Genomic DNA, 13,070 nt, shown 5'->3' with positions numbered 1-13,070 from the left:
CAACTTCGGCGGCAGGGTAGCCGCTGGAGGCCGGTATCGGCAAAGCCCGCGCGATCGGGTGAGCGGCAGACGCCGCGGCTGCGGTTCACCTGTCGCTTGCGCCCGGGTCGGCCCCGGGGACGCCGCTGGCCGGGGGTTTATACCCCCGCCGGGGGGCCGCCAATCCGCGACTTCGCCCCGAGCGGCTCAATCCCGGCGTCGTGGTGGCCTCACCCGCCCCACCACCACCGGCAGCGCCCCGAAGACGCACACGGAAATGACCGCCACCCCCAAAATCGCGATGTCCGCCCACGACGCGTGCCCCTCGCGTGCCACCGCCACCGCGAGCCCCGCGGCCACCAGCACAATCGCGGCGATGGTGAACTTCATGACCGGCAGTCTACCCGTTGTCGCTGGCGAACTCCGGAGGGGTTGAACGCGAAGGGCGCGAAGGGGAGCGAAGGCGCGAAGCGGAAGGCGGGTACAGGAAGGCCGGTACGCGGAGTGGCGCGGAAGGGCGGAGTTGCGCGGAGAAACGCCGGGGCCGGAGGACCGGAGGATTGAACCACAAAGACACAGAGAAAGGCGGGGGTGAAAAAAGGCAGGAGAGAACAAGAACAAGAAACGGGAAGAACAGAAAGGGCGCAAAAAGAAAAGGCGCACGGGCCTGGAGCCCGAGCGCCTTGATCGATCTCACACCTCACCACTCACACAAGGCCTCTGCCCTTCCGGCTCTGTGTCTCTGTGCCTCTGTGGTGAATGCCTCACGCCGCCATCTTGGACGACAGCATACTGAAGCCGCTCCCGCCCACGCCCAGGTCCACCTGCATGGTGGTGCTCCAGGGGCTGGTGAGGCTGCCGCGCTGGGCCAGCACCTTGTACGCGGTGACGCCCATGCTCGGCTCAAAGCCGGTGTCGATGTACTGCTTGGTGAAGGTGGCCCCGATCAGGCGGAACTCGCCCTCGCCCTGCAGCTTGCGGTGGATCATGAACACGATCCCGGCGCTGGGCCCGCTCTCCTTGGCGTCCCACGCGATGGTGAGGATGCCGTCGGTGCTGATGCTGCCGCGGATGTTCGTGGGGACCGAGGGGGCCACCGCGGGGCTGGGCGGGGCGTCCTCGGGGATGTCGACGAGGGCCAGCACCGCCGCCGGGTCCGCCTGCGTCGCGGCGAAGGCCTTGACCGTGCGGATCACCTCGCGCCCGTCGCTGATGGCATCGTCGGAGGTGGCGTAGTACTTCTGCGTGGCGCTCTTGGCCGTGTTGTGCGCGTCCACCGCGGCCTGGCCGTCGGTCTCCGCCTTGTCGATCTTGGCAAACAGGGCCGTGACCGCCGCGGGGCTGAGCCCCACGTTGGCCGCCTGTGCGATCAGCTTGCTCTTGCGGTCCTTGAAGAACTGGACCTTGGCCTTGCGGCCGTTGGGGAGAACTGCCATCGCTGGCCTCCTCTCTGAAAGTCACTTGGAACACCGGGGCCGCGGGCACCCCCCGCGATACACACAAACCCCACGATCGCCGGCGGTCGCACCGGACGGGGTTTCATTGTGCGGTTGGGGCTCATCAAGGCCCGCCGCGAACCCTGTCCATCGTTGCTTCCGGTCCAACCGCCGACCGCACCCAAACCCACGCGGCCAGGTGCGTGACAACCTCATCGGGAATCGGAGCCGGACAAAACAGTGACTTGTCTTCAAAATGCGAACATCAGCGGCCAGGTCCTGCCGGATTTGTGCGGATCGCCCCTGCCGCAGTCTTACGGTCCAGTCTTATCGGGTCCGTTGAGAGGAGAGATGCGCGTGCAAAGGGGCTCAGACGCCTCAAGTTCGCCCTGGACACCACGCCCGGGCTCAACGATGCTGCGGACCCCCACGCTTCAAGCTCCTCTTATCGGGCCCCTCTTTGAGTACCGCTCGGCTTGCCCGTATGCTGCAGGCGGGAGGATTCATGCGAGTTGTTGCCAACGTCGGGACAGACCGTGCCGCTGATCTTCTCGCCTCTGCGGCGGCCGCATCACCCTTCCGGCTCGATATCGCTACGCCGAGCATGTCGCTGTTTGGGTTCGCGGGGCTCGAAAGGGTTCTCTGTAGTGCTGAATCGACACGGCTGATCCTTCCCGGGCCGAAGCACGACATTCTCCTGCAAGGAGACGCCCAGGAGAGGCCTGCACGTAATGAACTGAGGAGCCGTTGGCTCGCGCGGCAGCTGCAAGGCTGGGCGGGAGCGGCCGTTGAAGTTCGGCGGGCCCGATCGGACCTGCCACAAGGAACCATGATCCTGCGCGACCAGGAGCGGTCGCCCCGCCTTGCGACGGTTGGCAGCTTCGCTTTGAATTCTGGGGGCCTTGGGCTGCTTCCGGGCAACCCCCTCGCAATCACGCAGGCGACCGAAAGCCCATCGGAGGCCGCCACTTTCGGGCAGTGGTTCGACGCGCAATGGGCATCGCTCCCCTCTTCGCCCGAGCACCGTGATGCGTTCATCGCCTCGCTGGCCAAGCTCATCGAGCACTCCGGGCCACGATCGGCTTATGCCGCGATCCTGCACCACCTGATCGGCTCCAGAGGCGACGCCCTTGACGAGGACCGCGTCGTCAATGCGGCGACCGGCATCCGTGAGACCGTCGTGTGGAAAAAGCTCTACAAGTTCCAGCGCGATGGTGTCGTTGGCGCGATCGACAAGCTCAACCGCTTCGGCGGCTGCATCATCGCCGATAGCGTCGGCCTGGGTAAGACATTCGAGGCCCTCGCCGTCATCAAGTACCACGAGCTCCGCAACGACCGCGTGCTCGTCCTCTGCCCCAAACGGCTCCGCGACAACTGGACGCTGTACGCCTCGAACGACCGCCGCAACATCCTCGCGGCCGACCGCTTCAACTACGACGTGCTCAACCACACCGACCTCTCTCGCGAAGGCGGCCAGTCGGGGGACATCGACCTCACGCACGTCAACTGGGGCAACTACGACCTCGTCGTGATCGACGAATCGCACAACTTCCGCAACAAAAAGACTCCGCGCGCGGACGGTGAAACCCGCTACGACCGCCTCATGCGGCGGATCATCAAGGAGGGCGTGAAGACCCGCGTGCTCATGCTCTCCGCGACGCCGGTCAACAACCGTCTTGCGGACCTGCGCAACCAGATCGCCTTCGCAACCGAGGGCGACGACACGGCCCTTGCCCCGTTCGGCATCGAGAGCATCGACCGCACCACCCGGCTCGCCCAGAAGCAGTTCAACCGCTGGCTGGAGCTCGATGAGGACGAACGCACCCCCACGAAGCTCGTGGACATGCTCGGCTTCGACTACTTCGCGCTCCTCGACCACCTCACTATCGCCCGTTCACGGCGGCACGTGGAGAAGTATTACGGCACCGCGGAGACAGGCAGGTTCCCCGACCGCCTCAAGCCAATCAACGTGAAGGCGGACGTGGACATCGAACGCGAGTTCCGTCCCATACGCGAGATCAACCAGGAGATCCGACGCCTTAACCTCGCCGCCTACGCCCCGCTCCGCTACATCCTCGGCCACAAGCAGGAGGCCTACGACCGCAAGTACAGCACCGAGGTCAAGGGTGGCAAGGGCTTCTGGCGGCAGGTGGACCGGGAAGAGAGCCTCGTGCACCTGCTCCGGGTCAACGTGCTCAAGCGGATGGAGAGCTCCATCCACTCGTTCTCCCTCACCCTGGAGCGTCAGCTCCGGGACGTCGAGGCCACGATCGCCCGCATCGACGACCACTCCAGCGGGGCCGAGCTCGAAGAGGTGAACATCGAGGACGTAGATATCGACGACCCGGCGTTCGAGCCGCTGCTTGTCGGCCGCAAGGTCAAGGTGCTGCTGAGCGACGTGGACCTGGTCCGCTGGCGGCAGGACCTGATCGAGGACCGCAACCGCCTCAGCACCCTCCTCTCCGCCGCCCGGCTCGTGACACCCGCCCGCGACCACAAGCTCGCGCTCCTCAAGGATGCAATCCTCAAGAAGTGCGAGAAGCCCATCAACCCCGGCAACCGCAAGGTGATCGTGTTCACCGCCTTCGCGGACACCGCCGACTACCTCTACTCGCAGCTCGCGCCCTGGGCGAAGAAAACACTTGGCGTCGAGTCCGCCGTCATGACGGGTCACGGCCGCAACCACACCACCCTCACTAACCTTCGCAAGGACCACGCCTCGATCCTCAGCGCCTTCTCCCCGCGCTCCAAGCAGCGGCCCGAGGACCTCGCGTCCGAGGGCGAGATCGACCTGCTCATCGCCACCGACTGCATCAGCGAGGGCCAGAACCTCCAGGACTGCGACTGGCTGGTCAACTACGACATCCATTGGAACCCGGTGCGCATCATCCAGCGGTTCGGCCGCATTGACCGCATCGGCTCCACCAACGCCCGCGTGCAGCTTGTCAACTTCTGGCCCAACATGGAGCTGGAGGAGTACATCAACCTTGAGCAGCGCGTCAGCGGCAAGATGGTCCTGCTGGACGTCTCCGCCACCGGCGAAGAGAACATCATCGAGACGCAGTCGGGCGACCCCATGAACGACCTGGAGTACCGCCGCGCTCAGCTGCTCAAGCTGCAGGAGGCCGTGATCGACCTCGAAGACCTCTCCACCGGCGTCTCCATCGCCGACCTCACCCTCACCGACTTCCGCATCGACCTCGCCGAGTACGCCCGCGCCCACCCCGGGGAACTCGAGAACCTGCCGCTCGGCGCTTTCGCTGTCACCACCTCCGCCGACGACGACATCCCGCCCGGGATCATCTTCTGCCTGCAGGCCGTGGAAGAAGAGGGCGTGCCCCCGAAGGTCCTGCCCGAACCGGGGTACCCGCTCGCGCCCAACTATCTCGTGCACGTGGGCGACGACGGCGCCGTGCTGTTGGGCTACACCCAGGCCAAGCAGATCCTCGACCGCCTCAAGCGCCTCTGTATCGGCAAGGACCTCCCCGACGCCTCCGCCTGCGCCCGCTTCGACAAGGCCACCCACTTCGGCCGCGACATGCAGCACGCCCAGAAGCTGCTCGCGGCCGCCACCGCCGCCATCCAAAGCCGCAGCGACGAGCGTTCCGCCGCCAGCCTCTTCACCCCCGGAGGCACCACCACCCGCAAGGGCGAGTTCGCGGGTGTCAACGACTTCGAAGTACTCGCGTACCTGGTCATCCTGCCTCCGGCGAGCGGCATCGCGTGACGGCCGACGAAGTCATCGCGGCTTGCGGGCTCCCTTCCAGCGCCCTGGTGGGGCAGCGCGTCCCCAAGAAGCTGCTCGTGGAGCACGGGGCCGCGACCGGCACCGACAAGAAGTCCATCAACGACCTCGTTGACGAGCTCCACTGGACAGCCGCCCTCAAGCCCACCACCGTCGGGCTTGCCGCCTACCGCGACGACGCCCGCGAAGTGCTCGAAGTCGCCGTGCTCACGCTCACCCTCCGCGCGGGGGCGTCTGACGCCAAGGCCGCGCGCCTCACCGAGCTTGTCCACCGTGCCATTCCATACCCGCTGCTCCTCATCGCCTCGGGGATGCCGACAGGCCCACGCCTCTCCCTGGTCGACAAGCGCTGGTCCCAAGGCGAATCCGGCAAGACCGTCCTTGATGGCGACGTGCACGAGGTGCGCCTTGGCGAGCTCCCCACGGCCCTCTGCCAACAGCTTCTCCCCGCCCTCGCCCTCACCGCGCGCCCCCGGCCCCACCTCTACGCCCTCTACCGCGGCTGGATGGACGCCTTCACGGCGGTGGACGCCGCCCGCCTCACCACCAACTTCCGCGTCCCCGCGACCCCGGAAGAAGCCGCGGAAAGACGCGCCGCGCTGCTGGCGGTTTCCGTGCTGGAAAGTAGAATGGCCTCCCTGCGCTCCCTGGCCACCAAGGAGCGGCAGACCTCGCGCTTGGTGGAACTCAACCTTGAGTTGCAGTTGCTCCAGTCGCAGCACCGTGAAGCCATAGCGAAACTGTGACTGGGAGTACCTTTGAAGAACCAGAAACTCACGATCCGGAAGATTGTCGACTACCTCAACAACCCCGAAAACGAGGGAGGCTTCTGGTTGCCCAACATCCAGCGGCCCTTCGTCTGGAGTGAGGACCAGATCTGCCGGTTGTTCGACTCGATTCTCCGCCAGTACCCAATCAGCACGCTGCTGGTTTGGAAGACGACGAGCGGCATTCGGCGACGCAAGTTCATCGACAACTGGCGCGAAACGCTCAAACTATCCCACTTCTACGTGCCCGAGGACAACAAGAAGAAGTGCTTGGTACTCGACGGGCAACAGCGACTCCAGAGCCTCTTCATCGGGCTGATGGGGAGCTATGAGGGGAAGGAGCTGTACTTCAACATCCTCAGCGGCGAAGTCGCCGCGCCTGACGACGTCAAGTACAAGTTCGCGTTCCTCTCTAAGTCGACCGCGAAGTTTCCTTGGGTTCTCTTCAAAGAGCTCGTAAAAACCAACAAGAGAAAGCGGGAGGTGATCGCGGAGTTCGAAAACAGTGAGGACGTGAGTGAGGCAGACACCGAGAAGATGGAAGACCACCTCGAGTTGATCGACAAGACCTTCAAGATCGAAGAGACGGTCACCTACCAAGAACTCGACAGTATCGACAATCCGGAGCTCTACTCCGAGGACGATGTCGTCGAGGTCTTTATCCGGGCAAACTCCGGCGGAACCCGGCTCGGGAAGTCCGACCTTCTGTTCTCGCTGCTGAACGCGACTTGGGAAACCGCGGACAACAAGATGGAGGATCTGCTCGCTTCCGTGAATTCGCACGGGTTTGCCTTCAACCGGGACTTCGTCCTGAAGACCTGCCTTGTCGTTCTCAACCAAGGTGCAAAGTACGAGGTCGAGAAGTTCCGGAAGAGCGGCGTGCGCGAGGAGATTGAGAGCAAGTGGGACGAACTGGCAGAGGCGATTCAGGAGGTTGCCGATTTCGTTCGAAGCAAAACGTACATCCAATGCGACAAAGCACTCCCCTCGTACCTGGTGCTCATCCCTCTGGTGTACCTTCGTTTCCACTTTCCCGCCGAATGGCGCAAGGCTACTGGCGTGGACAGCTACTTGCTGCGCTGTCTCTTAGCGGGTGCGTTCAGTGGTCAACCCGATACCATAATCGACGCACTCGTACGCGAGTTTCGCCATTCCAAACGGTTCGATCTGAATGAGGCGTTCGGGGTGATCCGCTCGAACGGTCGTTCGCTCGAACTTACGGATTCTCGCCTATTCCAAATGGGCTACGGCAGCGACACCATCCACCTCCTATTCAATCTTTGGTACCGTGACTTCAACCACACACCCGCGTACGACAACAACCTCCCCCAAGTTGACCACATCTTCCCTCAGAGCGTTCTGCAGGACATCAAGGACATCAATCCTGAGACCGGCAAACGCACCCTGATGAGGTACAAGAAGCCGGTCCGGGATCAACTCGCCAACTGCATGCTTCTAACCAAAGAGGAGAACGGGGCCGGCGGCAAGAGTAACATCATGCCAGAAGCGTGGTTTGCCGGGAAGCCCGCTTCGTATCTGGACTTGCACCTGATCCCTACCGACAAGGCACTTTGGAAGCTCGATCGCTTCGACGACTTCGTCGATGCTCGTCAAGACCTCATTCGTGAGAAGTTCAAGCACCTCCTGGTTGCGGCATCATGAGCCGAGCCCTCGAGACCGGTCCAATGCAGAAAATCACAGCCTCCGACCCCCTCGTCCAGTCCGCCGACGTGGTCGCGGAGAACATCGCCAAGCTCAAGTCTCTCTTCCCCGAGATTGTCACCGAGGGCAAGGACGGCGCGGCCATCAACGTCGATGTCCTCAAGCAGCTCGTGGGTGACCGCACGCTCACCGATGCCGACGAGAAGTTCGGCCTCAACTGGCACGGCAAGCGCCAGGCCCGCGCCCTCGCTTTGAAACCCAGCACCGGCACCCTCCGCCCCTGCCCCGAGGACAGCGTGGACTGGGACACCACCAAGAACCTCATGATCGAGGGCGACAACCTCGAGGTTTTGAAGCTGCTCAAGAAGAGCTACGCGGGGAAGGTGAAGCTGATCTATATCGACCCGCCGTACAACCATGGCAGCGACTTGGTGTACCCGGACGATTTTTCGAATGGGGTCATGAATTACCAGATGCTTGTCGGGGACCGCGCTTCGGATGGACGTAGGCTCACCTCAAACCTCGAAACCTCCGGCAGATTTCATACGAACTGGCTCAACATGATCTACCCGCGACTGCGGGCTGCGAGGGACATGCTGCGAGAGGACGGAGCCCTTTTCATTAGCATCGACGACAACGAACTGTCGACTCTTCGACTCGCTGCAAACGAAGTGTTTGGGGAGGAGAACTTCCTTGCCTGCTTCTTATGGAAGAGCCGTCAGAACAAAGACAACCGCAGCGTAAACGGTGCCTCGATCGACCACGAATACCTGCTGTGCTATGGGAATCGAGTACGGGGCGACGAGCGGGATCTGTCCCAATACACCAACCCGGACAACGACAAGCGAGGCCCGTGGACTAGCGCCAACATGGTTGGCATTGCAACTGCCGACCGTCGACCCAATCTCCACTACGATTTGGTTGACCCCGAAACTCGAATCAACTACGGGTGTCCGGATATGGGGTGGCGATACGAGCGAAGCACGATGAGCCAACTAATCGCGGAACGGCGCATTCTGTGGCCCACCGAGCGCGAAGGACGCCCCCGCAGAAAGGCATTCCTGAGCGAGCTCGATTCTGATTTCACAGGCGTCTCGTCGATCATCGGTGAGGGGCTCTTCACTCGCGACGGCACCGCCGACATCGACGCACTCTTTGAAACGCGTGTTTTCAGCTTCCCAAAGCCGGTGGAGTTGATTGCCGCCGTCTTGGATCAAGGCGCAGGCCCAAACGACATTGTGATAGATTTCTTTGCCGGCTCCGGGACGACTGGTCACGCTGTCATGGCGAGAAATGCCGCAAAGGGGCTGTCGAGGCGATTCATTCTCGTGCAGCTCCCGGAGCCGTTGGACCCGGACAACCGCGATCAGAAGACGGCGGCGGACTTCTGTCGGAAGCTCAACCGTCCTACAAACATCGCGGAACTGACGAAAGAGAGATTGAGGCGGGCCAGCCGTAAGCTCCGTACCGAGAATCGTGCATTCAAAGGCGACCTCGGATTCCGTGTGTTTCGGTTGGACCATTCCAACGTCACTGGATGGGATCCTGATCCGGTGCGGCTATCCGACTCGATCGAGCAATATGTCGAGCACATGCGAGCGGATCGCAGCGCCCAAGACCTCCTCTACGAGCTCCTCCTCAAACGCGGCCTCGACCTCTGCACCCCCATCGAGACCAAGAAGATCGCAGGGAAGGAGGTGCACTCGGTGGGCGCGGGCACGCTCATCGCCTGCCTGGCCGAGAAGATCAAGGCCAGCGACGGCGAGGACCTCGCCACCGGCATCGTCAAGTGGCACAAGGAACTGAACCCCGCGGGCGAGTCGGTGGTGATCTTCCGTGACAGCGCCTTCGCCGACGACGTGCTCAAGACCAACGTCACCGCCATCCTCGAGCAGCACGGCCTCAAGAACATCCGGAGCCTGTGATGCAGAAGCGCCGTGGCAAGGTCTCCAGCAGGAAGGCGGGCAAACGGGCCGCGAAGCGGTCCAAGGCTGTCCGCAGCCCGGCACGGTCCAAGGCCCGGGCGAAGGCCAAGGAGAAGACGGCGGCGAAGCATGCCCACCGGAAGAAAACCACGAAGCCGCTCTCATCCCGCCGCACCGCGGCCAAGCCTGCAACGGCGGTCCCGACCAAGCAAGCACCGGTAGCCGCGCCCACCCACAACGAGACCGACGGAACCCCCGCGATGAAGCTGCACTTCGAGCCCGACCTGCCCTACCAACTCTCCGCTATCGAGGCCGTGTGCGACCTCTTCCGCGGCCAGGAGGTCTGTCGCTCCGAGTTCACAGTCACGACCAATAGCAGGAATACGCAGGGGCGGCTCGGGTTCGCCGAGTCTGAGCTTGGAATCGGGAACAAGCTCACCCTCCTTGATGATGAGCTGCTGAAAAACCTCAACGACGTGCAGCTCCGAAACGGACTTGCGCCCTCAAGGACCCTTGAATCTGGCGACTTCACTGTCGAGATGGAAACGGGCACGGGCAAGACCTACGTCTACCTGCGCACGATCTTCGAGCTGAACAAGCGGTACGGCTTCACCAAGTTCGTGATCGTCGTCCCTTCCGTGGCCATCAAGGAGGGCGTCTACAAGAACCTCCAGATCACCGAGGAACATTTCAGGTCGCTGTATGCAGGCGTCCCGATCGACTACTTCCAGTACGACTCGACTGATTTGGGCGACGTACGCACGTTTGCGACGAGTGACCACCTGCAGGTGATGGTGGTCACGGTGGGTGCGATCAACAAGAAGGACGTCAACAACCTCTACAAGCCGAGCGAGAAAACCGACGACTACCGGCCGCTGGACCTGATCAAGGCCACACGCCCCATCATCATCGTTGACGAGCCGCAATCGGTTGACGGTGGCCTCGAGGGGCGGGGTAAGGCGGCGCTCGATGCCATGAACCCGCTTTGCACGCTGCGCTACTCCGCGACGCACGCAGACAAGCACAACATGGTGTACAGACTCGACGCCGTCGACGCCTACACCGAAAAGCTTGTCAAGCAGATCGAGGTGGCGGCGGGCACGATCGAGGACGCCCACAACCGCCCCTACGTCCGCGTCGTGGACATGGGGAACAAGCGCGGTCAGGTGTTCGCCAAGCTGGAGATCGACGTGCAGGGGCTCCACGGCGTCAGCCGCGAGGAGCGGGTGGTCTACGGCGGCGAGAAGCTGGAGCAGGAGACCCGCCGCGCCGTCTACGCGGACATCCGCGTCGGCGAGATCCGGGTCGCCAAGGGCAAGGAGTTCGTCGAGCTCCAGGTCCCCAACGGCGAGCACTTCCTCAAGAAGGGTGCTGTGTGGGGCGGGGTCAGCACCGAGGGCGTGCAGCGTGAGATGATCCGCCGCACCATCAAGGAGCACCTGGACAAGGAGAAGCGGCTGCGGCCGCTGGGGATCAAGGTGCTCAGCCTCTTCTTCATCGACTCGGTGGAGAAGTACCGCAAGTACGACAAGGACGGCAATCCAGAGAAGGGCGAGTACGCCAGGGTGTTCGAGGAGGAGTACGCCCGCCTCGCCCGGCACCCCGACTACAAGACGCTGTTCAACGAGGTGGACCTCAGCAAGCAGGCCGCCGAGGTCCACAACGGGTACTTCTCGATCGACAAGAACAAACGCTGGACCGAGACCACAGAGAGCAACGAGGGCGGACGCGAGGCCGCGGAGCGCGCGTACAACCTGATCATGAAGGAGAAGGAGAAGCTGCTGAGCCTGGACACGCCGCTCAAGTTCATCTTCTCCCACTCGGCCCTGCGCGAGGGCTGGGACAACCCCAACGTGTTCCAGATCTGCACGCTGCGGGACATCCAGACCGAGCGGGAGCGGCGGCAGACCATCGGGCGCGGACTTCGCATCTGCGTGAACCAGAAGGGCGAGCGCGTCCGCGGCTTCGACGTGAACACTCTGACGGTGATCGCGACCGAGCGGTACGAGGAGTTCGCCGAGAAGCTGCAGAAGGAGATCGAGCAGGACACCGGCATCCGCTTCGGTATCGTGGAGCAGCACCAGTTCGCGGGCATCGCCACCGTGGACGGGCAGGGCACGCGCAAGCCGCTGGGGTACGAGCAGTCCAAGGTGCTGTGGGAGCACCTCCGGGCCAAGGGCTACGTCAACGCCCAGGGCAAGGTGCAGGACGCCCTCAAGACCGCCCTCAAGGAGAAGACCCTCGACCTGCCGCCCGAGTTTGAGGCTCAGAAGGACCAGGTGGCGGAGGTGCTGCGGAAGCTGTCGGGCCGCCTGGAGATCAAGAACGCCGACGAGCGCCGCCCCGTCAAGCTCAACAAGCAGGTCTACGCGGGCGATGACTTCAAGGCCCTGTGGGACCGCATCAAGCACAAGACCACCTACCGCGTCGAGTTCGACAACGAGGAGCTGATCAAAAAGTGCATCCAGGCGCTCAGGGACGCCCCGCCCATCCCGCGGGCGCGGCTCCAGTGGCGCAAGGCCGACGTGGCCATCGGCCGCGGCGGCGTGGACACCACCGAGACCGAGAGCTCGCCCACGATCACGCTGGACGAGAGCGACATCGAGCTGCCCGACATCCTGACCGAGCTCCAGGACCGCACCCGCCTGACCCGCCGCACCATCTGCCGCGTTCTCATCGAGAGCGGGCGGCTGGACGACTTCCGCAAAAACCCCCAGCAGTTCATCGAGCACGCAGGCGAGGCTATCAACCGCTGCAAGCGGATGGTGCTCGTGGACGGTATCAAGTACCAGAAGCTGGGCGACACCGAGGTCTACGCCCAGGAGCTCTTCGAGCAGGAGGAGCTGACCGGGTACCTCAAGAGCATGATGGACGCTCGCAAGGCCGTGTACGAGCAGGTGGTGTACGACTCAGAGTCGATCGAGAAGAAGTTCGCCACCGAGCTCGAGAACAACACGGCTGTGAAGGTGTACGCCAAGCTCCCCGGCTGGTTCCGCGTGCCCACGCCCCTGGGCGACTACAACCCGGACTGGGCCGTCCTCGTCGAGGAGGACGGCCGCGAGCGGCTGTACTTCGTGGTGGAAACCAAGCCGTCCCTGTACGACGATGTGCTCCGGGGTACGGAAGGGGGCAAGATCGCCTGCGGCCGGGAGCACTTCAAGGCCCTCAGCGAGGCGGGCCACTCTGCGAAGTTCATTCGTGCGACCTCTCTCGATGAGGTACTGAACCACCAAGAGCCGCTCACGGCGGGTGCACAATGATCCCGAGCGGGGAGGACTTCGAGACTGGGTTGCGGGCCCTCTTCACCGCTGCGGAAGCCGCCGGGCTGCCCTCAATCGACGTCGAAAGCTGCGACCTGCACACAAAGCTCGGCGGCTACCCGGGACGAGGCCACCGTATGGCCAACTGCTGCCGCGTCATGCGGAAGCTCATGAACGCTGCTCATGGGGACACGAAGGTCTCGCCGGGCGAACTCAAGAGGGATACGGCACACCTCATCATCCGGTACAAGCTGCCACGACCCACCGTCTGCTAGTACCGACGACAGCGGCGCGTA

Annotated in this window: 8 protein-coding genes; 6 read left to right on the top strand and 2 right to left on the bottom strand. The window is 63.3% G+C overall.

Annotated features, from left to right (window positions below; genetic code table 11):
• Nucleotides 1-186 precede the first annotated feature (186 nt).
• Nucleotides 187-369: a hypothetical protein gene (locus tag VD997_01285; protein ID HYE60603.1), complete on the bottom strand. Its 183-nt coding sequence runs from the start codon at nt 367-369 to the stop codon at nt 187-189.
• Nucleotides 370-743: 374 nt separating this feature from the next.
• Nucleotides 744-1,415: a fibronectin type III domain-containing protein gene (locus VD997_01280; protein ID HYE60602.1), complete on the bottom strand. Its 672-nt coding sequence runs from the start codon at nt 1,413-1,415 to the stop codon at nt 744-746.
• An 829-nt stretch (nt 1,416-2,244) separates the two neighbouring features.
• Here VD997_01280 and VD997_01275 point away from each other — a divergent pair.
• The 6 genes from VD997_01275 to VD997_01250 are packed head-to-tail and all read left to right on the top strand — an operon-like array spanning nt 2,245 to nt 13,049.
• Nucleotides 2,245-5,142, top strand: coding sequence for a DEAD/DEAH box helicase (locus tag VD997_01275; GenBank protein HYE60601.1), 2,898 nt, complete (start codon nt 2,245-2,247; stop codon nt 5,140-5,142).
• Complete coding sequence (locus tag VD997_01270) at nt 5,139-5,906, top strand: DUF4391 domain-containing protein (GenBank protein HYE60600.1); 768 nt, start codon at nt 5,139-5,141, stop codon at nt 5,904-5,906. The genes VD997_01275 and VD997_01270 overlap by 4 nt, the downstream gene beginning before the upstream one ends.
• A 12-nt stretch (nt 5,907-5,918) precedes the next feature.
• A complete protein-coding gene (locus tag VD997_01265) occupies nt 5,919-7,589 on the top strand; it encodes a DUF262 domain-containing HNH endonuclease family protein (GenBank protein ID HYE60599.1) in 1,671 nt (556 codons plus the stop codon).
• Between the two features lie 23 nt (nt 7,590-7,612).
• Nucleotides 7,613-9,514 carry a site-specific DNA-methyltransferase gene (locus VD997_01260; protein HYE60598.1) on the top strand — a complete coding sequence of 634 codons (1,902 nt, stop codon included), beginning with the start codon at nt 7,613-7,615 and terminating at the stop codon, nt 9,512-9,514.
• Complete coding sequence (locus tag VD997_01255; GenBank protein HYE60597.1) at nt 9,514-12,774, top strand: DEAD/DEAH box helicase family protein; 3,261 nt, start codon at nt 9,514-9,516, stop codon at nt 12,772-12,774. Before VD997_01260 ends, VD997_01255 begins: the two co-directional genes overlap by 1 nt.
• Nucleotides 12,771-13,049, top strand: a complete 279-nt coding sequence (locus VD997_01250) for a hypothetical protein (protein HYE60596.1) — start codon at nt 12,771-12,773, stop codon at nt 13,047-13,049. The genes VD997_01255 and VD997_01250 overlap by 4 nt, the downstream gene beginning before the upstream one ends.
• Nucleotides 13,050-13,070: the final 21 nt, after the last annotated feature.

It is taken from the genome of Phycisphaerales bacterium (assembly GCA_035627955.1).
GTDB lineage: Bacteria > Planctomycetota > Phycisphaerae > Phycisphaerales > UBA1924 > JAEYTB01.
Note: the sequence above shows the minus strand (reverse complement) of the source record. Positions and strands in the feature narration are given on the sequence as shown.

Coding starts and splice junctions, on each gene's coding strand:
- VD997_01250 (HYE60596.1), top strand. CDS start 12,771: ATGATCCCGAGCGGGGAGGACTTCGAGACTGGGTTGCGGGCCCTCTTC.
- VD997_01255 (HYE60597.1), top strand. CDS start 9,514: ATGCAGAAGCGCCGTGGCAAGGTCTCCAGCAGGAAGGCGGGCAAACGG.
- VD997_01285 (HYE60603.1), bottom strand. CDS start 369: ATGAAGTTCACCATCGCCGCGATTGTGCTGGTGGCCGCGGGGCTCGCG.
- VD997_01280 (HYE60602.1), bottom strand. CDS start 1,415: ATGGCAGTTCTCCCCAACGGCCGCAAGGCCAAGGTCCAGTTCTTCAAG.
- VD997_01275 (HYE60601.1), top strand. CDS start 2,245: ATGATCCTGCGCGACCAGGAGCGGTCGCCCCGCCTTGCGACGGTTGGC.
- VD997_01260 (HYE60598.1), top strand. CDS start 7,613: ATGCAGAAAATCACAGCCTCCGACCCCCTCGTCCAGTCCGCCGACGTG.